Below are 22,842 nucleotides of genomic sequence, written 5' to 3'. Positions count from 1 at the left end.
GCGGACCCCGCGAACGGGTCCCTGACCAGAAGGACGCGCATGTCCCCGATGGGTTCCCCATCCCCATCCCCCACCGTCCGCGCCCGGCGCGACCGCTGCCCGGGCGCCCTGCGGCCCTGGCCCGCCGACGACGGGCTGCTGGTGCGGCTCCGGCTCGTCGGCGGCAGGCTCCCCGTCCGTTCGCTGCGCGCCCTGGCCGCCGTGGCCCAGGAGTACGGCGACGGCCGTATCCACGTCACCGGCCGGGCCAACGTGCAGTTGCGCGCCCTGCCCGGAAGCGGGGGGCGGCTGTCCCCCGAGGTGCTCCGGGCCCTGGAGGGAACCGGCCTGCTGCCCTCGCCCTCCCACGAACTGGTCCGCAACGTCATGGTCTCCCCCCGCACGGGGCTCAGCGGCGCGGGGGCGGACCTGCGGCCCGTGGCCGCCGAGCTGGACGCGCTGCTGTGCGCCGAACCGCGCCGCGCCGCCCTACCCGGCCGCTTCCTCTTCGTATTGGACGACGGAAGCGGCGACCTGCTGGAGCGCCCCTGCGACCTGGGGCTCGTCGCCCTCGACGCGCGTACCGCCCAGCTCAGGGTCGGGGAGCACTGGGGCCCGCTGACGCCGCTGGAGGAGGCCCCGGCCGCGCTCGTGCGCCTCGCCGACCGGTTCCTGGAGCTGCGCGGCGACGGCCCCGACGCCCCCTGGCATGTGGCCGAACTCCCCTCGCCCCTGACCGAACCGGCGCCGCCCGACCCGGGGCTGCCCGAGCCCGCGCCGCCGCTGCCGCACGGCTCGGTGCCCGGGATCGGACGGCACGTCCCCGTGCCCGAGGACGGCCTGGACCGGGCCGCCGCCGAAGCGCTCGCCGCCGAAGCCGTCGGGGCCGGTTCCGGCGAACTCGTCGTCACGCCGTGGCGGTCCGTGCTCGTTCCCGGAGCCGGAGGGCACGGTCTCGTTTCCGGAGAACACGGGCTCGTTCCCGGGGAGGCGCGATGACCTCCCTTAGAAGACCGAACCGGCACTACGAGTACGTCGACGACGGTCCCGCCATCTACGCCGACTCCTTCGCCACCATCCGGCGCGAGGCCCGGCTCGACCACCTGCCCGCCAACGCCGAGCGGCTCGCCGTGCGGATGATCCACGGCACCGGTCAGGTCGACCTCGCCGACGACCTCGTCGTCCACCCCGACCTGGTTCCCGCGGCGCGCGCCGCCCTCCGGGCCGGTGCGCCGATCCTGTGCGACGCGCGCATGGTGGCCTCCGGCGTGACCGCGAGCCGCCTGCCCAGCGACAACGAGGTGCTCTGCCTCCTGGGCGACGAACGGGTGCCCGGCCTGGCCCGGGAGTGGGGCACCACCCGCACGGCCGCCGCGGTGTCGCTGTGGGAGCCGCTGCTCGACGGCGCCGTGGTCGCCGTCGGCAACGCGCCCACCGCCCTGTTCCACCTGCTGGAGATGCTGATCGACGGCGCTCCGCGACCCGCCGCGATCGTCGGCTGCCCGGTCGGCTTCATCGGCGCCGCCGAGTCCAAGCAGGCGCTGACCGAGCTGCGCGACCGGCACGGCGTCGACGTCCCCTACGTGACCGCGCGCGGCCGACGCGGGGGTTCGGCGATGACCTCCTCGGCCCTCAACGCACTCGCCAAGGAGGAGGAATGACCGGCCGTTTCCACGGTGTCGGCGTCGGCCCGGGCGACCCCGAGCTGATCACCCTCAAGGCGGCCAGGCTCATCGCCGCGGCCGACGTCGTCGCCTACCACGCGGGTGTGGGCAAGGAGTCCAACGCCCGCCGCATCGCCGACGCGCTGATCCCGGACGGGGTGGTCGAGGAGCGGTTGACCTATCCGGTGACCACCGGGGCGACCGACCACCCGGGCGGCTACGCGGGGGCGCTGGCCGACTTCTACGAGGAGTCCGCCGCGCGGCTGGCCGCCCACCTGGACGCCGGGCGCGACGTCGTCCTGCTCTCGGAGGGCGACCCGCTGTTCTACGGGTCGTACATGTACATGCACGACCGGCTGTCCGAGCGCTACCCCACCGAGATCGTGCCGGGCGTCCCGGCGTTCGCCGCCGCCACGGCCGCCGCGGCCGCCCCGCTGGCCCGGCAGACCGACGTGCTCACCGTGCTGCCCGGCACCCTGCCCGAACCGGAACTGGCCCGGCGCCTGGCGGACACCGACGCGGCCGTGGTCATGAAGCTGGGCCGGACCTTCCCGGCCGTGCGCCGCGCCCTGGCAGCGGCAGGGCGGCTGGAGCACGCGGTGTACGTGGAGCGGGCCTCGATGGGCGGGGAGCGGCGGCTGCCGGTGGCCGAGGTCGACCCGGCGACGGTGCCCTACTTCTCCCTGGTGCTGGTGACCGGGGACAGCCGCAACGGCCCGCGCTCCCGGCGGGTCGGCGCGGACGCGCGGACGCGGACGGAACCGGCGACCGGGGTCGAGCCCGGTTCCGCCGGACCGGCGGCGGGCACGGCGTCCGAGGCCACCGGAGCGGCGGCCGAACTGCTGGTCGTGGGCCTGGGCCCCGGCCCCGAGGGCTGGCTCACCCCCGAGGCGAGCGCGGCGCTGGCCGGGGTGGACCACGTGGTGGGCTACGGCCCCTACGTCAACCGGGTCCCGCAGCGCCCCGGGCTGACCCGGCACGCCTCCGGCAACACCGTCGAGCTCCAGCGCGCCCGGTTCGCCCTCGACCTGGCCGGGCGCGGCGAACGCGTGGCCGTGGTCTCCGGCGGGGACGCCGGGGTCTTCGGCATGGCCACCGCCGTATTCGAGGCGGCGGAGGACCCCGCCTACCGGGACGTGCCCGTCCGGGTGCTGCCGGGGGTGAGCGCCGTCCAGGCGGTCGCGGCCCGCGCGGGCGCCCCCGTCGGCGGCGACTTCGCGGTGATGAGCCTGTCGGACCGCCTCAAACCGTGGGAGGTGGTCGAGCGGCGGCTGCGCGCCGTCGCCGAGGCCGACCTGGCGCTGGCCGTCTACAACCCCGCCTCCCGGTCCCGGACCGAGCAGATCGTCACCGCGCGCCGCATCCTGTTGGAGCACCGCAAACCCGACACCGTGGTCGTCGTGGGCCGCGACGTGGGCCGCGACGGCGAGTCCCTGACGGTGACCACCCTGGGCGAACTCGACCCGGCCGCCGTGGACATGCGCTGCCTGCTCATCGTCGGCGCGTCCGGAACCCGGGTCACCGAGGCGGGCCGCGTGTGGACCCCCAGGTGGGTGAAGCCGTGACCGTGCACTTCGTGGGCGCGGGGCCCGGCGCCGCCGACCTGCTGACCGTGCGCGCCACGCGCATGCTCGCCGGGGCCGACGTGGTGCTCTACCCCGGCACCTACCTGGACCCGCAGGTCCTGACGCACTGCGCGCCCGGCGCGGAGCTGGTGGACACCCAGGGCCTGGACCTGGACCGCATCACCGACCACCTGGTCCGCGCGCACGCGGCGGGCCGCGACGTCGTACGGCTCACCTCCGGCGACCCGTCGCTGTACTCGGCGCTGGCCGAGCAGACCCGCAGGCTGGACGCGCACGGCGTTCCGTGGGACGTCACGCCCGGGGTGCCCGCGTACGCGGCCGCCTCGGCGCTGGCGGGGCGGGAGCTGACCGTGCCGCTGGTCGCCCAGTCGGTGGTGCTGACCCGGACAAGGGCCCGCTCGACCGCCATGCCAGGGACCGAGTCGCTGGCCGCGTTCGCCGCGACCCGGGCCACGCTGGTGCTGCACCTGGCGATCCGGCGGGTGCGCGAGCTGATGGCCGAGATCGAACCCGAGTACGGCGGCGACTGCCCGGTGGTCGTGGTGTACCGGGCCAGCCAACCGGGCGAGGCGGTGCTGCGCGGCACGGTCTCCACCGTGGCCGACGCGGTGGAGGAGGCCGGGTTCCGGCAGGCGGCGGTGATCCTGGTGGGGCGGGCGCTCGATCCCGAGACGGGTGGTGAGTCCTACCTCTACGACCCGGCCCGGCCTCGGGTCAGCGGCCCGCCGTCAGGCACCACTGGGTGACCGTGCGGGCGGGCGACCAGCCGGTGAACGCGCCGATGGGCGCGGTGGTCTCGACGGCGATCCGGGTCAGCTCGCCCCCGTGGCGCCGGTGGGCGTCGGCGAGCAGGTGCTCGGTCTCCAGCGTCACCCCGTGCACTACGATCCGCCCTCCCGGCCGCAGCGCCCCCAGGCAGGCGTCGAGCACGCCCGGCCGGGTCGCGCCGCCGCCGACGAACACCGCGTCGGGCGCGGGCAGCCCGGCCAGCGCGTCCGGCGCGCGGCCGGTGACCACATCCAGGCCGGGAACACCGAGGCGGCCCGCGTTGCGGCCGATCCGCGCGGCCCGTTCGGGGTGGGCCTCCACCGCCGTGGCGGTGCAGGAGGGGTGGGCGCGCATCCACTCGACGCCGACCGACCCCGCGCCAGCGCCCACGTCCCACAGGTGCTGGCCCGGTGAGGGAGCCAGGCGGGCCAGCGCCGAGGCGCGCAGGTCGCGCTTGGTGAGCTGCCCGTCGTGTTCGAAGGCGTCGTCGGGCAGCCCCGCGACCAGGCCGTAGCCGGGCGGGCCGAGAAGTTCCAGGGCCAGCACGTGCAGCGGGGGCACCGTGCCGGGAGGTGAGGCGAGCCAGTGGTCGGCGGTGGTCTCCAGGCGCGACTCGGAGTCCGCGCCCAGGTCGCCCAGCACGGTCATCCGGCTGGCGCCGTAGCCCGCGCCGACCAGCAGGGCGGCGACCGCGGCGGGGGTGGCGCCGTCGGAGGAGAGCACCAGGACGCGGTGGCCGGGGGCGAGCTGGCGCAGCAGCAGGCGGGGGTCGCGGCCGACCAGCCCCACCACCGCGCAGCGTTCGGCGGGCCAGCCCATGCGGGCGCGGGCCAGGGCGACCGAGGAGACGGCGGGTTCCACCCGCACGGCGTCCGCGCCCAGCAGGTCGATCAGGGTGGTGGCGATACCGGACACCAGGGGGTCGCCGGAGGCCAGCGCCACGGTGGAGGGGGTGTCAGTGGAGGCGCCGCCGGTGGAAGCGTGGTCGGCGGAGGCGGCGTCGAGCGAGGTCAGCAGTGGCGGCAGGCCCTCGCGCAGGGGTGAGGGCCAGACCCGGCGGCGCTGCCGGGGCCGGTCGGGGAGCATCGCCAGGTGCCTGCGACCGCCCAGCACCGTGTCGGCGGCCAGGACGAGCGCGCGCAGCCGCTCGGGCAGGCCGGACCAGCCGTCCGCGCCGACGCCGACGACGGTGATCCTGGGTTCGGGGGGAGGGGGCGCGTCATCCTTCATTCCTCGGACGCTATCGTGGCGGCAGGCATGAGGTGCCCCAACGGCCCAGCCATCGGAAACGGTGGGGACGGCCGACGGGGAGAATCTGGGAAGCCCGGTGAGACTCCGGCACAGGCCCGCTGCGGTGAACCGAGCCTTCCGTCCAGGAAGGACCCGGCAAGTCCGAAGACCGGCCTCACGCCCGTCCCTTACCGATGGCGACATGAGCGGGAGCCTCTACATGCCATTGCGGTCACCGCACTACCCCTTTTCCGCGATCGTCGGCTGCGACGCCGAGGAACTCGACGACCTGGGCCTGTCCCTCGTCCTCACCAGCGTCTCCCCGGAGATCGGCGGCGTCCTGGTGCGCGGCGAGAAGGGCACCGCCAAGTCCACCGCGGTCCGTGCCCTGGCCTCCCTCCTGCCGCCCGTCGACGTCTACGAGGGCGACCGGTTCTCCGTGGACCCCGCCGACCCGGCGCAGCACTCCCCCGACGGGCCCTTCGGGTCCGGCACGGCCGTGGAGAGCCGCCCGGTGCGCCTGGTCGAACTGCCCGTCGGCGCCACCGAGGACCGCGTCCTGGGCTCCCTGCACCTGGAGCAGGCCCTCACCCACGGCAGGGTCGCCTACGAACCCGGTCTGCTGGCCCGGGCCCACCGCGGCATCCTCTACGTCGACGAGGTCAACCTCCTGCACGACCACCTGGTGGACCTGCTCCTGGACGCCGCCGCCACCGGCCGGGTCACCGTGGAGCGCGACGGGTTCTCCGTGGAGCACGCGGCCCGGTTCCTGCTCATCGGCACCATGAACCCCGAGGAGGGCGAGCTGCGCCCGCAGCTCCTGGACCGGTTCGGGCTCACCGTCGAGGTCGCCGCGCCGTCCGAGCCCGCGACCCGCGCCGAGGTGGTGCGCAGGCGCATGTCCCACGACGCCGACCCCGCCGCCTTCGCCGGTCGCTACCACGAGGCGGAGAAGGCCCTGGCCGAACGCATCGCGGCGGCCCGGGAGGCGCTGGGCCGGGTGCGCCTGTCCGAGGCTGCGCTGCTGAAGATCGCCGAGGTGTGCGCGGCCTACGACGTGGACGGCCTGCGCGCCGACATCGTGACCGCGCGCACGGCGATGGCGCACGCGGCCTGGGCGGGCCGGACGCGGGTCACCCGGGCCGACATCCGCCGCGCCGCCACGCTCGCCCTGCCGCACCGGCGCCGACGCAACCCCTTCGACGCGCCGGGACTGGACGAGGAGCTCCTGGACCGGATCCTGGGCGACGAGGAACCGCCGCCCGACCCCCCGGAGCCGCCGGGTCCGCGCGGAGGCGACGACGGCGACGGTTCCGAAACCCCGTCGGACGCACAGGACCCACAGGGCCCCTCCGACAACGCCAGTCCCCCGGATCACTCCGGGGGAGACGGGGAAGCCGAGGCCCCCGGCGCCGAACAGCCCGACCCGGAGCACTCCCCCGCCTCCGCCGAGCACGCGCCCGAGGACGCCGAGGGCGACTCCCCCGAGCCCCGCCCCTCCGGCGCCCCACCGGCCACCGCCAGGGCCGCCGCCCCCTACCGGACCCGGCTGCTCACCGTGCGGGGCTCCGGCGAGGGCGCCGACGGCAGGCGCAGCCGGGCCGTGGGCACGCGGGGCCGCCGGATCGGCGCCGCCGCGCCCGGACGGGGTTCGGGCAGCGCCGTCCACCTGGTGGAGACCGTGCGGGCCGCCGCGCTGCGGCCCCAGCACGGCGGCCGCCTGCGGCTGCGCCCCCGCGACCTGCGCGTCGCGGTCCGCGAGGGGCAGGAGACCAACCTGGTGCTGTTCTGCGTGGACGCGTCCGGCTCCATGGCGGCGCGCAGGCGCATGACCGAGGTCAAGACCGCGATCCTGTCCCTGCTCCTGGACGCCTACCGGCGCCGCGACAAGGTCGGCCTGGTCACCTTCCGGGGGCGCGAGGCCGAACTCGCCCTGCCGCCGACCCGGTCGGTGGACGTGGCCGCCGCCCGCCTCGACGACCTGCCCGCCGGGGGGCGGACCCCGCTGGCCGAGGGCCTGGAGGAGGCGGCCCGCGTCCTGCGGCGCGAGCGGCTGCGGGACCCGAGGCTGCGCCCGCTCCTGGTCGTGGTCACCGACGGCCGGGCCACCGGCGGCAGGGGCGCGGTGGGCCGCGCGATGGCCGCCGCCGACCATGTCGCCGGGCTGGGCGTGACCACCGTCGTGGTGGACGGCGAGTCCGGGCCGCTGCGCCTGGGCCTGGCCGCCACCCTGGCCGCCCGTCTGGGCGCCGACCACATGCCCGTCAGCGAGGTCAGCGCCGACGCGCTGGGCACCGCCGTACGAGAGAGGGCCGCCTGATGCCCAAGGGACAGCCGCTCGTCGTCCCCGACGACGGGCTCACCACGCGCCAGCGCCGCAACCAGCCCCTGTTCGCCGTGCACACCGGTGACGGCAAGGGCAAGTCGACCGCCGCGTTCGGCCTCGCGCTGCGCGGCTGGAACCAGGGCTGGCGGATCGGGGTGTTCCAGTTCGTCAAGTCGGCGAAGTGGCGCATCGGCGAGCAGACCGTGCTGGAACGCCTGGGCGAGCTGCACGAGCAGACCGGCGAGGGCGGTCCGGTCGAGTGGCACAAGATGGGTTCGGGCTGGTCGTGGAGCCGTCGCAAGGGCGACGCCGAGGACCACGCGGCGGACGCCGCCGAGGGCTGGGCGGAGATCAGGCGAAGGCTCGCCGACCAGACGCACGACCTGCTCATCCTCGACGAGTTCACCTACCCGCTCAACTGGGGCTGGGTCGACGTCGAGGACGTCCTGGCCGCCCTGCGGGACCGCCCCGGCCGCCAGCACGTGGTGATCACCGGCCGCCGCGCCGACCCGCGGCTGCTGGAGGCCGCCGACCTGGTCACCGAGATGACCAAGGTCAAGCACCCCATGGACGCCGGGCGCAAGGGGCAGCGGGGGATCGAGTGGTGACCTCCCCCGGAGTTTCCGGGGGCTCGGCGGGAGAGCAGGGCGCCGGGAGACCGTGGGCGGGCGGGCCGACGCCGCCGGTCCGGCCGACAGGGCTGCTCCGGCCGACGGCGCTGCCCCGGCTGATGATCGCCGCGCCCATGACCGGGCAGGGCAAGACCACGGTCGCGACCGGGCTGATGGCGGCGCTGCGCGACGCCGGGCACGCGGTGAGCGGGCACAAGGTGGGGCCCGACTACATCGACCCCGGCTACCACGCCCTGGCCACCGGGCGTCCGGGCCGCAACCTGGACCCGCACCTGGTCGGCGAGGAGCGCGTGGTGCCGCTGCTGCTGCACGGGGCGCGCGGTGCGGACGTCGCCGTCGTCGAGGGGGTCATGGGCCTGCACGACGGGCGGCTGGGCACCGACGGGTTCGCCTCGTCCGCGCACGTCGCGGCCCTGACGCGGACACCGGTGGTGCTGGTGGTGGACGTGTCGCGGATGTCGCGTTCGGTGGGCGCGCTGGTGGCGGGGATGGCCGCCTACGACCCGGCGGTCGAGGTGGTCGGGGTGATCCTCAACCAGGCGGGTTCGGCGCGCAACGTCGCCGAGATCATCCGGGCCACGCACCTGCCGGTCCTGGGCGTGGTCCACCGCGACGAGCGGATCGCCAGCCCGTCCCGGCACCTGGGGCTGGTCCCGGCGTCGGAGCGGGTGGAGTCGGCGCGCGTGGTCGAACGGCTCGGGGAGCACGTCGCGCGCCAGGTGGACCTGGACGCGCTGCTCGCCGTGGCCCGTTCCGCGCCCGCGCTGGAGGCCCGCCCGTGGGATCCGGCGCGGACGCTGGGGGCCCCGCCCGGGGGCCCGGCGCGGGAGAACTCGGGTCCCGGTGCCCCGCTCGGAGGCTCGGCATGGGCGCGGGAGAACTCGGGTCCCGGTGCCCCGCTCGGAGGTCCGGCATGGGCGCGGGAGGCGTCCCGCGCTTCCCATTCCACACACGCAGACCATGAGCCCCACACGGCTCGTGTCCCCGGCGAACCCTGTGGTCGTCACACAGCCCACACGGACCACGGACCCCACGAGCCCCCCGCGCCCCGGCGGCCGGTGGTCGCGGTGGCGGGCGGCCGGGCCTTCACCTTCCGCTACGCCGAGACCGAGGAACTGCTCGCCGCCGCCGGGTGCGAGGTCGTCGCCTTCGATCCGCTGGGCGACACCGCGCTGCCCCCGGGCACCCGGGGCGTCTACCTCGGCGGCGGCTTCCCCGAGGTCTACGCCGGTGAGCTCGCCGCCAACCGCGGCCTGCTGACCCAGCTGCGCGAGGCGGTGCGGGACGGGGTGCCGACCGTCGCCGAGTGCGCGGGCCTGCTCTACCTGGCCGAGTCGCTCGACGGCGAACCCATGGCCGGGGCCGTCCCCGCGCGCGCCCGGATGACGGGGCGGCTCACCCTGCGCTACCCCGAGGCGGTCTCACCGGGGGACACCCTGCTGACCCGGGCCGGGGAGCGGGTCACCGGGCACGAGTTCCACCGCACCGCGACGACCCCCGGCGCCTGCGGCGACCGTCCGGCGTGGGAGATCGAGGGCGCGCCGGAGGGCTTCGCCTCGCCGACGCTGCACGCCTCCTACCTGCACGTCCACTGGGCCGGGCACCCCCGGCTCGCCGCCCGCTTCGCGGACGCCGTGCGCGCCGTCTGACCGGGGACCGCGGACAGCGGTACCGGGTCGGGCAGCGCCTGTGGCGCGGTCCTCTCAGCGGGGTCCGCCGGGGTCGCCCGCCTTCTCGGTCTCGGTGGTTCGCCGAGTGGCCCCGGCCGCGAGGAAGGCCAGCAGAAGCGCCGCGCAGACCACGAGTACCGCCTGCTGGATACCGTAGAGCCCTCCGAGCAGTCCCAGCAGTGGTGGGCCTCCCAGGAAGGCCGCGTATCCCAACGAGCTGACCACGGACACCCTCGCCGCGGCTCTCGCGGGGTCGTCCGCCGCAGCCGCGATGCCGACCGGGAATCCCATCGCGGCCCCCAGCCCCCACAGAAGCGCTCCCACGAGTACCCACGCCACCGCGTCGCCGAAGGCCATGACGAGTACGCCGCAAAGAGCCAGTGCGACCGATGCCTGAAGAACGCGGACGCGGCCGAAGCGGGCCACGAGAGCGCCTCCGGTGAGACGCCCCGCCGTCATCGCCGCCACGAAGGCGGCGAACGCCAGGGCTCCCGTGTGCTCGGCGGCACCATAACCGTCGACCAGGACATACGCGATCCATTCATTGGCCGTTCCTTCGGTGAAGGCGAACCCGAGAACACATATTCCGACAAGAAATGTTCTCCGCTCACGCCAGGAGCCCAGCAGCACGCCTCCGGGCGCACGCGTGACATCGCCTGTGCCAGGATCATCCGCGTCTTGGGTGGCCCGCCTGAGCACAAGAGCGACCAGCGAAAGCAGGCCTGCCATACCCAGGTTCTGAATCGGCAGCGTCACCGAAACACTCGACAGGAACGCACCGAGAAGAGCACCGAGAACTGTTCCCAGACTGAGCGTGGCGTGAAGTCGCGGCAACAGGTTCTCGCTGCCGATGAGGTGCGCTGTGCGTGAACCGACAACGTTCATGCTGACCTCCCACAGCCCCATCCCCAGTCCGACGGCGAAGAGCGCTGCCGCCGCGAGGGGCCACGAGGTGATGCCCAGGCCGATGGCGAGCAGCAGCAGCCCCGCCGCGGCGAGAGAGATACCTGCGGTGACCCCCCGGCTCCCACCGAGGCGTTGGACCAGGAGGCCTGCTGCGGGCAGCCCCGAGACAGCACCGGCGGACAGCCACAACAGGAGCAGACCGAGTTCTGCCGTGGACAGACCCAGCTCCGACCCCAAGGCCGGCACTCGACTCACGAGCGCCGCGTACATCACTCCGTTCGTCGCGAAAGCGCCGTAGACGGCCGCCTTTCCGCTGTTCACAGTCGTGCTGGGCATAACGGTCTCCCGCGCAGGGGCATAATGGCGCCGACTAACGCGGTTCGCACCATTCTTCGCCCCCGACGGCCCCGGCCATCTCACGCACGTCACCGGCGCGTCGGCGCATTCGTAAAAGAATCGCCCACCCAGTCAGCGGAATTCGGGCGCCACGTGTACTTTCCGTACATTGGTCCCCGGTCACGTTACACGCTCCGATGTGGCACCGGAAGGGGGGTCCCGGGGCGACAGCGACCGAGTTCGGGCCGGACGGGCACCAGACGGAAAACGCGCTGCCACCTCGGGCGACGGCAGTTATCGAGGCTGGCCGGGACCCGACTTCGCCGCCTTTTCCGGTCAGGCCGCGTGCGACCGCGGGCCGGGAGCCCGCCGCCGGGCCTGCGGGCGCGATGGCCGCCCTGCCGACAGTGGGGGCCGCCCCGTCACCGCCGCGCCGCCCTCACTCCCATGCGGCCCGGGCGGCCCTCATCGCGGGCGACACGTAGCCGGTGCCGATCCGCACACCGCCGAGCCACTCGGTCAGGCGCGCCGCCTCCTCCCCCAGGGCCCGGCGCGTGGCCGTCGACACCGGTTCGAGCAGGTGCACCCTGACCGCGCCGGAGCCGTCCTGCACCCACGTCCCGACCACGCGGCCGTCCGCCCAGGCCGTCGTGCCCGCGTTGCCGCGGTTGTCGAAGAGCTGCGCGCGGTGCGGGCCCAGGTAGAAGTCACGGCCGCGCCAGCCCATGACGGTCGGGTCGAGCACCGGCAGCAGGGCGACCCACGGGCCCGGGTCGGCCGCCTCGCCCAGGTCGTCGGGCAGGAGCCAGCCGGTGGCGCCGCCGTCGAGGGAGACCATGACCGCGCCGAGTTCGGCCAGCGCCGTGCGCACCGCCGTCTTGGTGGACCCCAGCCACCAGACGATGTCGTCCTCGGTACCCGGACCGAAACTGTGCAGCCAGAGGCGGACGAGCTCCCGGTAACCCTCGGCGGCGCTCCACGGGGCGGGAACGGTGTCGAGCCAGTGCCCGGTCAGGGTCCACCGCGGCTGTGAGACCGCGAAGCGGCCGGTGTTGGCGCCGCGCACGATGTCGGCGGCGGCGCCGAGGAGGGTGAGCACCCGCGGCGCCGACCACACCTCTCCCGCCGACCCCGCCACCCTCACGTCGATCCTGGGCACCGCCCGGCGCACGTCGGCGGCCACCAGACCTCCGGGTTCGTCGGCGAGCAGGGCCAGGACCTCGGCACGGGCCCGGTCGAGCCAGGCGTCGCCGTCGTCGGCGATCCCCTCTCTGACCAGGTCCTTGCGCATGCGGGCGCGCTCCGCGGCGGTGACGCGCGCGGAGGCGCTCGGCCACACGGCGGGCAGCAGTTCGCGCGGGAAGACGAAGAGCGTGCGCCGCATCGCCAGCTGCTTCACCAGCCGCCGCTCCTCGTAGAGCGCCCTGTCGAGGTCGGCCACGGTCAGCGAGGGCACGCGCGCCCGGCACGACAGGTAGACGGTGGCCGGTTCGGTGGCGTGCAGCGCGGTCACCGCCCGCGTGGCCGCCTCCGGGGAGTCCGCGTGGAAACCCGCGGCCAGGGCGTGCCGGACGCCGATGCGGGCACGCCGTTCGTCGTCACTCACGTGGTGCATCGGCTCATCGTGCCACACCGCCCGGACATTTCGATACAAACCAGTTCCGGAACTATTCCGTTCCTGAACTACTCTGTTCCGGAACTGGTGTGTATCGTTCTGACCAGCGGTGAGACGAGGAGGAGACCGCCATGACACGAGACAGCGACACCCGCGCCCCCGCCGCGACCGGCGGCGGTCCCGCGCGACCCGGACGCAGGCGGGACCTCTCCCGTGATGGCGCCATCCTCGACGCGACGCTGGAGGTCCTGGCCGACTCCGGGTTCGCCGGGCTGACGATGGACGCCGTCGCGGCCCGCGCCGGAGCCGGGAAGGCCACGCTCTACCGCCGCTGGACCTCCAAGACGGAACTGGTGATCGACGCGGTGGCGCGCATGAAACGCGACCAGGTCGACACCGGGAGCCTGCCCGACACCGGCGACCTCCGGGAGGACCTGCTCGGCCTGTTCCGGCCCCAGTCGGCACGGGAGGGCGAGCGCAGGCTCCGGATCATGGCGGGGCTGGCGTCGGTGCTCGTCCAGGACCAGGCCTGCGCCGACGCCGTCAGCGCCGCGATCGTCCAGCCCTGGGCCGAGGCCCACCGCCTCCTCATGCGGCGCGCCGTCGAACGCGGGGAGGCCTCGGCCGCGGCCGACGTCGACACCCTCTCGCAGGTGGTCGCGTCGATGGCCGCCTACCGCGCGCTCGTCCAGCGCAGGCCCTTCGACCGGGACTTCCTCGTGTCGCTGGTGGACGGCGTCCTGATGCCCGCGCTGCGCGGACCCCGCGCCGAGGCCCCCTCAACGGAGCCGGAACACACGCCCTGACCAGCCGGGACGACCGCCCCCGAACCGGCAGGGGGCCCGGGGCGAGCGCCTCCGGACCGGCCGGGGGCCCGAGGCGCGCGCCTCCGCGGTCGGCCCCGGCCCGGAGCCACCGGACGGTCACCGCCGCCAGGCTCCAGCCGCCGCGGCCCGGACCACGTAGTCCTCGAAGGTGCGGGGAGCGCGCCCCAGCACGGTGGCCACACCGTCCGTCGTCTCGGCGAGGACCCCGCGCTCCATCAGCACGAACATCTCGGCGACGTGGTGGGCGTCGCCCTCGCCCCAGCCCTCCTCGACCAGCGCCGCGGCGTACTCGTCCGGGGAGATCCGCTTGTAGGCGATGGGCAGACCGGACGCCCGGGAGATCAGTTCGGTGGCCTCACCGAAGGTGAGCGCACGCGGTCCAGTCAGTTCGTAGATCCGGCCGGCGTGCCGACCGGTTTCGGTCAGCACCGCGGCCGCGACGTCGGCGACGTCCTCCAGGTCGATGAACGGCTCGGGAACCGCGCCGGCCGGGAGCGCCAGCTCCCCGGCGACCAGCGGGGCGTGGAAGAGGTCCTCGTCGAAGTTCTGGTCGAAGTTCGACGGCCGCAGAACGGTCCACTCCAGGGACGAGCCGCGCACGGCCTCCTCGGCCGACCGCATGTCCAGGCCGAACGCGGAGTCGCCCCAGGTGTCGGAGCCGCGCCCGGAGAGCAGGACCAGCCGCCGCACGCCAGCCTCCTCGGCCCTGGCCACGAACTCGTGCACGGGTCCGGGCACGGTCGGGGGCACGACGTAGGCGGCGGTGACGCCGCGCAGGGCCGCGCCCCAGCCGTCGGGGTCGGACCAGTCGAAGCGGGTCCGGCTGGTCCGGGAGGCGGTGCGCACCCGCGTGCCGCGCAGCCGCAGTCGGGCGGCGACCCGTCGGCCGGTCTTGCCGGTGGCGCCGAGGACGAGGGTGGTGTCGTTGCTCATGGAAGCGATTCAACGGCACCCGCTCGGACGAATCCATGGGCGAGAAGCTGCGATACCTTCGTCATCGTCCAGCCCGGTGGAGCGGACGTGTCCGCTGGCCGACGGACGGGCGGCCCCTTGCGGCCCGTGCCGCCCCGGTCGGGGTCGGCTCCCGCGCCAGGGCCGCGGGGAGCCGTCCCCGGAGCCCGAACGGGAATCCGTCTCCGCCGGAAGGGCCTGCGTGCGCCGGTGGTGTCGGCCGCGGCGACGGGAGGCGTCTCCTCTCACCTCAGGGCGGTCACCCAGGCGAACGCGGCGGCCACGTCGTGGACGGTGGGCACGCCGGTCGGGCCCGGCGGGCGCCGCACCACCACGACCGGGACGCCCAGCAGCCCGGCCGCCTCCATCTTGGGCCAGGTGTAGGCGCCGCCGGAGTCCTTGGTGACCAGCACGTCCGCGCGGTGCCCGCCCATCAGGTCCAGTTCGCCGTCGAGGGTGTACGGCCCCCGGCTGGTCAGCAGGGACCACGTGCCGGGCAACACGAGTTCGGGGACGTCCACCACCCGGGCCAGGACCGCCCGCCGTCCCAGCCTCGGCACGAAGCGGGCGAGTTCCTGGCGGCCCACCGTGAGGAAGGGGCGCTCCCCGAGTCCCGCGGCCCGCTCCGCAGCCTCCTCGTGGGTGGCGGCGTACCACCAGGCCGGATCGGGGTCCCAGCCCGGCCGCTCCAGCCGCAGCAGGGGAAGGTCCGTGCAGGCCGCCGCCGCGTTGGCGGTCATGCCCAGGGCGAAGGGGTGGGTGGCGTCCACCACCGCGTCGTAGGAGGCCAGCGCCGCGCGCAGGCCCGGCACTCCCCCGAAGCCGCCGATCCGGACCCTCCCCACCGGCAGGCGGGGCCGGGCCACCCGCCCGGCCAGCGACGTGGTCACGTCCACGCCCGCCTCGACCAGGAGGGCGGCCAGCTCACGGGCCTCGGACGTTCCCCCCAAGAGCAGCAGCCTCACCGGGACACCTCCGTTCCGGACCCGTGCCGCGGACGGGCGGCAGGCGGGGCCGGCGGGGCCCCCGGGGCCAGCGCGGGCAGACCCGCCGGGGCGCCCTCGCGGGCCAGGGCGAGCAGGGCATCCACGTCCAGGTACTCCTCCGCCAGGTCGGCGAGCAGGTCCAGGCGCCGCTCCCGGGCGGCGGCGAAGCGCACCCCGGAGGGCGCGCAGCCCAGCGCCTCGGCCAGGAAGGCGGCGCGGAAGGCGTCGCCCTCCAGGCTGCCGTGCCACATGGTGCCGAAGACGTTGCCCGCGCGGGCTCCCCCCAGGAACCCCTCCGCGCCGCCGCCGACCGTGACCCGGCCGTGGTGGATCTCGTAGCCGTGCGCGGGCGCCCCGAGCGCCTCCCCCGAGGGCAGGCGCAGGGTCTTGTCCGCGGTGAAGTCGGTCCGGGCGTCCAGCAGCCCGAGACCGTCCGCGCGCGCCCCGGGTTCGGCCTCGACCCCGTCGGCGTCGGTGACGGTGCGGCCGAGCATCTGGAATCCGCCGCAGATCCCCAGCAGCGGCCGACCGCGCCGGGCGTGCTCGACGATCGCCCGGTCGAGCCCGCGCGAGCGCAGCCAGGCCAGGTCGGCCAGGGTGGAGCGGGTGCCGGGCAGGACGACCAGGTCGGCGTCGGCCACGTCGCGCGGGCCGGAGGCGAAGACGACGTCCAGGCCCGGCTCCAGCCCGAGGGCGTCCACGTCGGTGAAGTTGCTGATCCGGGGCAGGCGCACCACGGCCACCCGCAGCCCCTCTCCCCCGCGCGTGCGGCGGCCCTCCAGGTCCAGGGCGTCCTCGGAGTCCAGCCACAGCCCCGGGTCCCACGGCAGGGTGCCGTAGACCCGGCGGCCGGTGAGCCGTTCGAGGTCCTCCAGGCCGGGCCGCAACAGCCCGGGGTCCCCGCGGAACTTGTTGACCACGAAGCCCGCGACCAGTTCCTGGTCGGCGGGCTCCAGCAGGCCCACCGTGCCGTACATCGCGGCGAAGACGCCGCCCCGGTCGATGTCGCCGACCACCACCACGGGCAGGCCCGCGTGCCGGGCCAGGCCCATGTTGACGTAGTCGCCCGCCCGCAGGTTGATCTCGGCGGGGCTGCCCGCGCCCTCGGCGACGACGACGTCGTGGCGGGAGGCGAGGTCGTCGTAGGCGGCGTGCGCGGCCCGGGCCAGGTGGCGGCGGCCCGCCTCCCAGTCGGCCGAGGAGACGTCCCCGGCGGGATGGCCGAGCAGGACGGCGTGGCTGCGCCGGTCGGTGCCCGGTTTGAGGAGCACGGGGTTCATGGCGGGCTCGGGCACGGCGCGGGCGGCCAGGGCCTGCACCCACTGGGCGCGGCCGATCTCCGCCGGACGGCCGTCGGGGCCGTGGCAGACCATGGAGTTGTTGGACATGTTCTGCGCCTTGTAGGGGGCGACCCGCGCGCCGCGGCGCGCGAAGGCCCGGCACAGGGCGGTGGTGACCACGCTCTTGCCCGCGTCGGAGGTGGTCCCGGCGACCAGCAGCCCTCCTCCTCCGCGGCCCGCCGGGGCCTGCGGCCCGGCGCCGCCCTCAACGGACGCGCTCCCCACGCGGCCCTCCCCTCCTCGTCGCCCGCCGCCCTCCGTCGCAGACGTTCCGCGCGGGGACGGACCACCCTCGAACGGGGCCTCCGACCCGGTTCCGCTCACACCGGCCTCCTCAGCAGCGCGACGTCCATCACCCAGCCCGCCCGCGCCCTGGCCCTCCTGCGGCGCGCGGCGATGTCGAGCTGGGCCGCGCCGACCCGCCCGGCGACCAGCTCCTCGGTGTCGGTGCCCAGGTTGGCTCCCCACCAGACCGTCCAGTCCCTCAACTCCCCGAACGCGAGCTCGCCCCCCAGCACGGCCTCGCCGCCGAGCATGACCACGATGTTGTCCTGCCCCGCCGCCACCGCCTCGCCCAGCAGGCGCGCGGGGGTCACGTGCACCGGACGGCCCACCTCGTGCAGCACGATCCGGTGCCGCGCCGCGAGGAGCTGGGGGGCGCTGACGCCGGGGAGCACGTCGTACTCCACCGCGACGGCCCCCCGCTCGGCGATCCGTTCCACGATCCGCAGCGTGGAGTCGTACAGACCCGGGTCGCCCCAGACCAGGAACGCCGCGGTGCCGCCGCGTTCGCCCAGCACCCGCTCGTAGGCGGCGACCCGCGCCTCGTGCCAGGCGGCCACCGCGGCCGCGTAGTCCGCCGGGTCGTCGCGGTCGCGCTCGGGGTCGGGCACCGCGACCAGCGGCACGCCGTGCGCCTCGCACACGGCCCGGCGCAGGGCCAGCAGCCCGTCGTCCCCGCGTTTTCGGGCGGCCACCGCGTAGTCGCAGCCGCGCAGCGCGTCGGCGACCTCGGGGGTCACGTGCCGCGGCCCCATGCCGATGCCCAGGATGCGCACCCTCATTCGGAGCGGTCCTCCAGGTCTCCCTCGACCTCCAGGTAGACCTCCTGGAGGGCCTCCAACGTCGCCGGGTCCGGCTCGGCCCACAGACCGCGCCGGGCGGCCTCGTGCAGCCGCTCGACGATACCGTGCAGCGCCCACGGGTTGGAGCGGCGCAGGAACTCCTGGGTTTCGGCGTCCAGCACGTACTCGGCGGCGAGCTTGTCGTACATCCAGTCGTGGACGACACCGGCCGTGGCGTCGAAGCCGAAGAGGTAGTCGACCGTGGCGGCCAGCTCGAAGGCGCCCTTGTAGCCGTGGCGGCGCATGGCCGAGATCCAGCGCGGGTTGACCACCCGGGCCCGGAACACGCGGGCGGTCTCCTCGGCCAGGGTGCGGGTGCGCACCGCGTCGGGCGAGGTGGAGTCGCCGACGTAGGCCTTGGGGTCGGCGCCGGTGAGGGCGCGGACGGTGGCGATCATGCCGCCGTGGTACTGGAAGTAGTCGTCGGAGTCGGCGATGTCGTGCTCGGCGCTGTCCACGTTCTTGGCCGCGACCTTGATCCGCCGGTAGTTGGCGCGCATGTCGTCGGCCGCCGCGACGCCGTCCAGGCCCCGCCCGTAGGCGAAGCCGCCCCAGGCCGTGTAGACCTCGGCCAGGTCGCGGTCGTCGCGCCAGGTGCCCGACTCCACCACCTGGAGGATGCCCGCGCCGTAGGAGCCGGGCGCGGAGCCGAAGATCCGGGTGGTGGCGCGGCGCCGGTCACCGTGCTCGGCCAGGTCGGCGCGGGTGTGGGCGCGCACGAAGTTGCTCTCCTCCAGCTCGTCCAGGTCGGCCACCAGGTTCACGGCGTCGTCGAGCATGGCGACCACGTGCGGGAAGGCGTCGCGGAAGAAGCCGGAGATGCGCACCGTGACGTCCACGCGCGGGCGGCCCAACTCCTCCAGCGGCACCACGTCCAGCCGCGAGACCCGGCGCGAGGCCTCGTCCCACTCCGGGCGCACGCCCAGCAGCGCCAGCACCTCGGCCACGTCGTCGCCGGAGGTGCGCATCGCCGACGTGCCCCACACCGACAGGCCCACCGACTCGGGGTAGGCCCCGGTCTCCTCCAGGTGGCGGCGCAGCAGGGACTCGGCCATCGCCTGCCCGGTCTGCCAGGCCAGCCGGGAGGGGACGGCGCGGGGGTCGACGGTGTAGAAGTTGCGGCCGGTCGGCAGCACGTTGACCAGGCCGCGCAGCGGGGAGCCGGAGGGGCCCGCCGGGACGAAGCCGCCCGCCAGGGCGTGGACGACGTGGTCGAGTTCGTCGGTGGTGCGGGCCAGGCGGGGCGCCACCTGCGCGGCGGCGAACTCCAGGACGGAGCGCACCCCGGGGTCGTCGTGCAGGCCGGACGCGGCGGCCGGGTCCCAGTCGGCGGCCTCCATTCGCTCGACGAGTCCGCGGGCGAGGGCCTCCACCTGGTCGACCTCGGCGGCGGGCGCGTCCTCCTTCAGGCCCAGCGCCGAACGCAGACCGGGCACCGCCGCACCGACACCTCCCCACACCTGGGCGGCGCGCAGAACTGCGAGGACCAGGTTCACCCGGGCCTCACCCTCGGGCGCCTCCCCGAGCACGTGCAGGCCGTCGCGGATCTGCGCGTCCTTGATCTCGCACAGCCAGCCGTCCACGTGGAGCAGGAAGTCGTCGAACTCCTCGTCGTCGGGCCGCTCCTCCAGGCCGAGGTCGCGGTGCATCTCGGCCGCGCGCATCAGCGACCAGATCTCGCCGCGCACCGCGGGCAGCTTGGCCGGGTCCATGGCCGCGATGTTGGCGTGCTCGTCGAGCAGCTGCTCCAGGCGGGCGATGTCCCCGTAGGACTCGGCACGGGCCATCGGCGGGATGAGGTGGTCCACGACCGTGGCGTGGGCGCGGCGCTTGGCCTGGGCGCCCTCGCCCGGGTCGTTGACCAGGAACGGGTAGACGAGCGGCAGGTCGCCGAGCACCGCGTCGGTGGCGCAGGCGGCCGAGAGCGCGGCGTTCTTGCCGGGCAGCCACTCCAGCGAGCCGTGCTTGCCCAGGTGGACCACGGCGTGGGCGCCGAAGCCGTGCTCCAGCCACCGGTAGGCGGCCAGGTAGTGGTGGCTGGGGGGCAGGTCGGGGTCGTGGTAGATGGCGATCGGGTTCTCGCCGAAGCCGCGCGGGGGCTGGACCAGGACGACGACGTTGCCCGCGCGCATCGCGGCCAGGACCAGCTCGCCCGCGTCGTTGACGTAGAGGCTGCCGGGCGCGGCGCCCCACGCCTCGGTCATCGCCTCCCTCAGCGGGGCGGGCAGGCCCCCGGTCCAGGCGGCGTACTCCTCGGGGGTGATGCGCACCTGGGCGTCGGTCAGCTGCACGGAGGTCAGCCAGTCCTCGTCCTGGCCGCCCGCCGCGATCAGGGCGTGGATCAGCGCGTCCCCGGCCTCGGTCTCGTCGGGCAGGTCCAGGCCGGGCAGGGCGCCGGGCTCTCCCAGGTCGTAGCCCTCGGCGCGCATCCGGCGCAGCAGGCGCACCAGCGAGCGGGGCGTGTCGAGCCCGACGGCGTTGCCGATGCGCGAGTGCTTGGTGGGGTAGGCGGACAGGACGACGGCGACGCGCTTGTCTGCGGTGGGCACGTGCCGCAGCCGGGCGTGGGCGACCGCGATCCCGGCCAGGCGGGCGCAGCGCTCGGGGTCGGCGACGTAGCGGGGCAGGCCGTCGCGGTCGATCTCCTTGAAGGAGAAGGGGACGGTGATGATGCGGCCGTCGAACTCGGGGATGGCGATCTGGCTCGCCGAGTCCAGCGGGGTGACGCCGTCGTCGGAGGCCTCCCAGTCGGCGCGCGGGCTCGTCAGGCACAGCCCCTGGAGGACGGGGACGTCCAGGGCCGCCATCCGCTCCACGTCCCACGCCTCGTCGTCGCCGCCCGCGCTCGCGGACGCGGGAACGCTGCCGCCCGCCGCAAGGACGGTGACCACCAAGGCGTCGAAGCCGCCGAGCGCCTCGTACAGTTCGTCGGGCGCCGAGCGCAGCGACCCGGCGAACACGGGCACGCCCACGGCCTGCCCGGTGGCGTCGACGGCGTCGGCCAGGGCGTGCGCGAAGGCGGTGTTGCCGCCCGCCTCGTGCGCCCGGTAGTAGAGGACGCCCACCTTCGGAAGGCCGGGGTCCTGCGGCCGGTCGCGCTCGGCCAGGCCCCACAGCGGGACGGGCGCGGGCGCCTCGAACCCCTCGCCGGTCAGCAGCACGGTGTCGGACAGGAAGGCGTGCAGGCGCGCGAGGTTGGCCGGACCTCCCTCGGCCAGGTAGCGGTGGGCGTCGGCCGCCAGGCCGATCGGGACGGTGGAGTGCTCCATCAGTTCGGCGCTGGGCTGCTGCTCGCCGCCCAGGACGACCAGCGGCGTGCCCCGCTCCCGGACGGCGGCCAGGCCCGGCCACAGGTCGTGCGGGGAGCCGAGCAGCCGCACCACCACCAGGTCGGCGTCCTCGACGACGCCGGTGAGTTCGGTGTCGGAGGCGCGGGAGGGGTTGGCCCACGCGTACGCGCGGTCGCTGGCCCGCGCGGAGAGCAGGTCGGTGTCGGAGGTGGACAGCAGTGCGATCCGTACCGTCATCTGTTTGTTGGGCGTGGATACCCCGTCCTTCAGGACGGGAAGAACACGCCCTCTCCTTTCTGTGGCTTTCTGTTGGATTCGCCTCACGCGATCGCAGGGCGGTCGCTACGGTGTGTGCCATGACCAGGAAGAGCGTGAAGCGGGCGTTTCGGTACCGCTTCTATCCCACCGATGCGCAGGCGGCTGAGCTGTCGCGCACGTTCGGGTGCGTGCGCCTGGTCTACAACCGCGCTCTGGCCGAACGCAGCACCGCCTGGCAGCAGCGCCGCGAGCGGGTGGGCTACTCCCACACCTCGGCCATGCTCACCGCATGGAAGAGGACCGAGGAGCTGTCCTTCCTCGCCGAGGTCTCCTGTGTCCCGCTCCAGCAGACGCTGCGCCACCTGCACACCGCGTTCGGCAACTTCTTCGACCGCCGCGCGAAGTACCCGCGGTTCAAGTCCAAGAAGAAATCCCGAGCCTCGGCGGAGTACACCCGGTCCGCCTTTCGCTACCGCGACGGGCACCTGACCCTGGCCAAGATGGCCGAACCCCTGGACATCGTGTGGTCGCGCCCCCTGCCCGAAGGAGCACGCCCCTCCACGGCCACGGTCTCGCGGGACGCGGCCGGGCGCTGGTTCGTCTCGCTCCTGTGCGAGGACACCATCACATCGGCCCCGGCCGTCAACAACGCGGTCGGTGTCGATGCCGGAATCACCTCCGTGGTGACCTTGTCGACCGGGGAGAAGGTGGCCAACCCCCGCCACGAGCAACGCGACCGGGCCAGGCTGGCCAAGGCCCAGCGTGCCCTGTCGCGTAAGGCCAGGGGCAGCGCGAACCGGGACAAGGCGCGGCGCAAGGTGGCGCGGATGCACGCCCGCATCACCGACCGCAGGCGCGACTTCCTGCACAAACTCACTACTCGACTCGTCCGCGAGAACCAAGCGGTCGTGATCGAGGACCTGTCCGTGAGCAACATGGTCAGGAACCGCAGACTGTCCCGGGCGATCTCTGATGCGGCCTGGCGTGAGCTCCGGTCCATGCTGGAGTACAAGTGCGCCTGGTACGGACGCGATCTGGTCGTGGTGGACCGGTTCTTCCCCTCCTCCAAGTTGTGCTCGACCCCCTGGTGCGGGTACGTGCACACGTCGTTGCCACTGCGTGTGCGGGAGTGGACATGCCCTGGTTGCGGGGTGGCCCATGACCGGGACGTGAACGCGGCGCTCAATCTCGAAGCCGCCGGGCTGGCGGTTGTTGCCTGCGGAGCTGGTGTGAGACCTCAACGGGACTCCTCCCGGACGGGGCGACCGGCGGTGAAACAGGAAGGCCACGGGGCGACCCGTGACGAGGCTTTGGCCTCGAACCACCGGTAGGTGGTTCCGGAATCTCCTGCCTT

At 74.8% G+C, this 22,842-nt stretch carries 17 protein-coding genes and 1 riboswitch; of the genes, 9 read left to right on the top strand and 8 right to left on the bottom strand.

Features of this window, described 5'->3' with window-relative positions; translation table 11 throughout:
* Positions 1-39: 39 nt before the first annotated feature.
* From ACSTA4_RS12605 to cobM, 4 genes are read left to right on the top strand one after another with little or no spacing between them, the layout of a single operon-like run.
* Positions 40-978, top strand: a complete 939-nt coding sequence (locus ACSTA4_RS12605; protein ID WP_444963683.1) for a nitrite reductase — start codon at positions 40-42, stop codon at positions 976-978.
* Positions 975-1,640, top strand: a complete 666-nt coding sequence (locus ACSTA4_RS12600; protein WP_444963682.1) for a precorrin-8X methylmutase — start codon at positions 975-977, stop codon at positions 1,638-1,640. Before ACSTA4_RS12605 ends, ACSTA4_RS12600 begins: the two co-directional genes overlap by 4 nt.
* Entirely contained in the window at positions 1,637-3,208 is a 1,572-nt protein-coding gene (locus ACSTA4_RS12595) for a precorrin-2 C(20)-methyltransferase (RefSeq protein ID WP_444963681.1), read from the top strand. The genes ACSTA4_RS12600 and ACSTA4_RS12595 overlap by 4 nt, the downstream gene beginning before the upstream one ends.
* Positions 3,193-3,975: a precorrin-4 C(11)-methyltransferase gene (gene cobM, locus ACSTA4_RS12590; RefSeq protein WP_444963680.1), complete on the top strand. Its 783-nt coding sequence runs from the start codon at positions 3,193-3,195 to the stop codon at positions 3,973-3,975. The genes ACSTA4_RS12595 and cobM overlap by 16 nt, the downstream gene beginning before the upstream one ends.
* Here cobM and cbiE read toward each other — a convergent pair.
* The gene (gene cbiE / locus ACSTA4_RS12585; protein ID WP_444963679.1) at positions 3,944-5,227 is read right to left on the bottom strand and encodes a precorrin-6y C5,15-methyltransferase (decarboxylating) subunit CbiE; all 1,284 of its coding nucleotides are present in this window, start codon (positions 5,225-5,227) and stop codon (positions 3,944-3,946) included. The two genes, cobM and cbiE, sit on opposite strands and share 32 nt — an antisense overlap.
* Positions 5,228-5,277: 50 nt before the next feature.
* Positions 5,278-5,419, top strand: a riboswitch (cobalamin riboswitch).
* A 34-nt stretch (positions 5,420-5,453) separates the two neighbouring features.
* Between cbiE and ACSTA4_RS12580 the strand changes: the two genes are divergently transcribed.
* The 3 genes from ACSTA4_RS12580 to ACSTA4_RS12570 all read left to right on the top strand — a co-directional run bounded on the left by ACSTA4_RS12580 (position 5,454) and on the right by ACSTA4_RS12570 (position 9,834).
* Positions 5,454-7,547: a VWA domain-containing protein gene (locus ACSTA4_RS12580; protein WP_444964161.1), complete on the top strand. Its 2,094-nt coding sequence runs from the start codon at positions 5,454-5,456 to the stop codon at positions 7,545-7,547.
* Positions 7,547-8,161 carry a cob(I)yrinic acid a,c-diamide adenosyltransferase gene (cobO, locus tag ACSTA4_RS12575; RefSeq protein ID WP_061078750.1) on the top strand — a complete coding sequence of 205 codons (615 nt, stop codon included), beginning with the start codon at positions 7,547-7,549 and terminating at the stop codon, positions 8,159-8,161. Before ACSTA4_RS12580 ends, cobO begins: the two co-directional genes overlap by 1 nt.
* A gap of 122 nt (positions 8,162-8,283) precedes the next feature.
* On the top strand, positions 8,284-9,834 hold the full coding sequence (locus ACSTA4_RS12570) for a cobyrinate a,c-diamide synthase (protein ID WP_444964160.1): 1,551 nt from the start codon (positions 8,284-8,286) through the stop codon (positions 9,832-9,834).
* Between the two features lie 54 nt (positions 9,835-9,888).
* On the opposite strand, the gene ACSTA4_RS12565 is transcribed toward ACSTA4_RS12570, so the two are convergent.
* Together ACSTA4_RS12565 and ACSTA4_RS12560 are read right to left on the bottom strand one after the other, a co-directional pair.
* Positions 9,889-11,097: an MFS transporter gene (locus ACSTA4_RS12565; RefSeq protein WP_444963678.1), complete on the bottom strand. Its 1,209-nt coding sequence runs from the start codon at positions 11,095-11,097 to the stop codon at positions 9,889-9,891.
* Between the two features lie 439 nt (positions 11,098-11,536).
* Positions 11,537-12,712 carry a winged helix DNA-binding domain-containing protein gene (locus tag ACSTA4_RS12560; protein WP_444963677.1) on the bottom strand — a complete coding sequence of 392 codons (1,176 nt, stop codon included), beginning with the start codon at positions 12,710-12,712 and terminating at the stop codon, positions 11,537-11,539.
* Between the two features lie 131 nt (positions 12,713-12,843).
* Between ACSTA4_RS12560 and ACSTA4_RS12555 the strand changes: the two genes are divergently transcribed.
* Positions 12,844-13,518, top strand: a complete 675-nt coding sequence (locus tag ACSTA4_RS12555; protein ID WP_444963676.1) for a TetR/AcrR family transcriptional regulator — start codon at positions 12,844-12,846, stop codon at positions 13,516-13,518.
* Positions 13,519-13,635: 117 nt separating this feature from the next.
* Here the strand turns inward: ACSTA4_RS12555 and ACSTA4_RS12550 are convergent, their stop codons facing one another.
* From ACSTA4_RS12550 to cobN, 5 genes are all read right to left on the bottom strand, one after another.
* Positions 13,636-14,472, bottom strand: coding sequence for an NAD(P)H-binding protein (locus ACSTA4_RS12550; protein ID WP_444963675.1), 837 nt, complete (start codon positions 14,470-14,472; stop codon positions 13,636-13,638).
* A 263-nt stretch (positions 14,473-14,735) separates the two neighbouring features.
* On the bottom strand, positions 14,736-15,455 hold the full coding sequence (locus ACSTA4_RS12545) for a cobalt-precorrin-6A reductase (protein WP_444963674.1): 720 nt from the start codon (positions 15,453-15,455) through the stop codon (positions 14,736-14,738).
* Positions 15,452-17,041, bottom strand: a complete 1,590-nt coding sequence (locus ACSTA4_RS12540; protein ID WP_444963673.1) for a cobyric acid synthase — start codon at positions 17,039-17,041, stop codon at positions 15,452-15,454. Before ACSTA4_RS12540 ends, ACSTA4_RS12545 begins: the two co-directional genes overlap by 4 nt.
* Positions 17,042-17,136: 95 nt before the next feature.
* Positions 17,137-17,880 (bottom strand): precorrin-6A synthase (deacetylating), encoded by a 744-nt coding sequence (gene cobF, locus ACSTA4_RS12535; protein ID WP_444963672.1) that lies wholly within the window; start codon positions 17,878-17,880, stop codon positions 17,137-17,139.
* Positions 17,877-21,467: a cobaltochelatase subunit CobN gene (cobN, locus tag ACSTA4_RS12530; protein WP_444963671.1), complete on the bottom strand. Its 3,591-nt coding sequence runs from the start codon at positions 21,465-21,467 to the stop codon at positions 17,877-17,879. Before cobN ends, cobF begins: the two co-directional genes overlap by 4 nt.
* Positions 21,468-21,586: 119 nt before the next feature.
* Between cobN and ACSTA4_RS12525 the strand changes: the two genes are divergently transcribed.
* Positions 21,587-22,819: an RNA-guided endonuclease InsQ/TnpB family protein gene (locus tag ACSTA4_RS12525; RefSeq protein ID WP_444963670.1), complete on the top strand. Its 1,233-nt coding sequence runs from the start codon at positions 21,587-21,589 to the stop codon at positions 22,817-22,819.
* Positions 22,820-22,842 lie beyond the last annotated feature (23 nt).

The sequence above is a fragment of the Nocardiopsis sp. M1B1 genome (genome assembly GCF_052466615.1).
Note: the sequence above shows the minus strand (reverse complement) of the source record. Positions and strands in the feature narration are given on the sequence as shown.

Bases quoted from the DNA above. Each gene is read 5' to 3' on its own strand.
- ACSTA4_RS12565 (WP_444963678.1), bottom strand. From the start codon at position 11,097: ATGCCCAGCACGACTGTGAACAGCGGAAAGGCGGCCGTCTACGGCGCT.
- cobO (WP_061078750.1), top strand. From the start codon at position 7,547: ATGCCCAAGGGACAGCCGCTCGTCGTCCCCGACGACGGGCTCACCACG.
- ACSTA4_RS12555 (WP_444963676.1), top strand. From the start codon at position 12,844: ATGACACGAGACAGCGACACCCGCGCCCCCGCCGCGACCGGCGGCGGT.
- ACSTA4_RS12560 (WP_444963677.1), bottom strand. From the start codon at position 12,712: ATGCACCACGTGAGTGACGACGAACGGCGTGCCCGCATCGGCGTCCGG.
- ACSTA4_RS12550 (WP_444963675.1), bottom strand. From the start codon at position 14,472: ATGAGCAACGACACCACCCTCGTCCTCGGCGCCACCGGCAAGACCGGC.
- cbiE (WP_444963679.1), bottom strand. From the start codon at position 5,227: ATGAAGGATGACGCGCCCCCTCCCCCCGAACCCAGGATCACCGTCGTC.
- cobF (WP_444963672.1), bottom strand. From the start codon at position 17,880: ATGAGGGTGCGCATCCTGGGCATCGGCATGGGGCCGCGGCACGTGACC.
- ACSTA4_RS12600 (WP_444963682.1), top strand. From the start codon at position 975: ATGACCTCCCTTAGAAGACCGAACCGGCACTACGAGTACGTCGACGAC.
- ACSTA4_RS12595 (WP_444963681.1), top strand. From the start codon at position 1,637: ATGACCGGCCGTTTCCACGGTGTCGGCGTCGGCCCGGGCGACCCCGAG.
- ACSTA4_RS12570 (WP_444964160.1), top strand. From the start codon at position 8,284: ATGATCGCCGCGCCCATGACCGGGCAGGGCAAGACCACGGTCGCGACC.
- cobN (WP_444963671.1), bottom strand. From the start codon at position 21,467: ATGACGGTACGGATCGCACTGCTGTCCACCTCCGACACCGACCTGCTC.
- ACSTA4_RS12525 (WP_444963670.1), top strand. From the start codon at position 21,587: ATGACCAGGAAGAGCGTGAAGCGGGCGTTTCGGTACCGCTTCTATCCC.
- ACSTA4_RS12605 (WP_444963683.1), top strand. From the start codon at position 40: ATGTCCCCGATGGGTTCCCCATCCCCATCCCCCACCGTCCGCGCCCGG.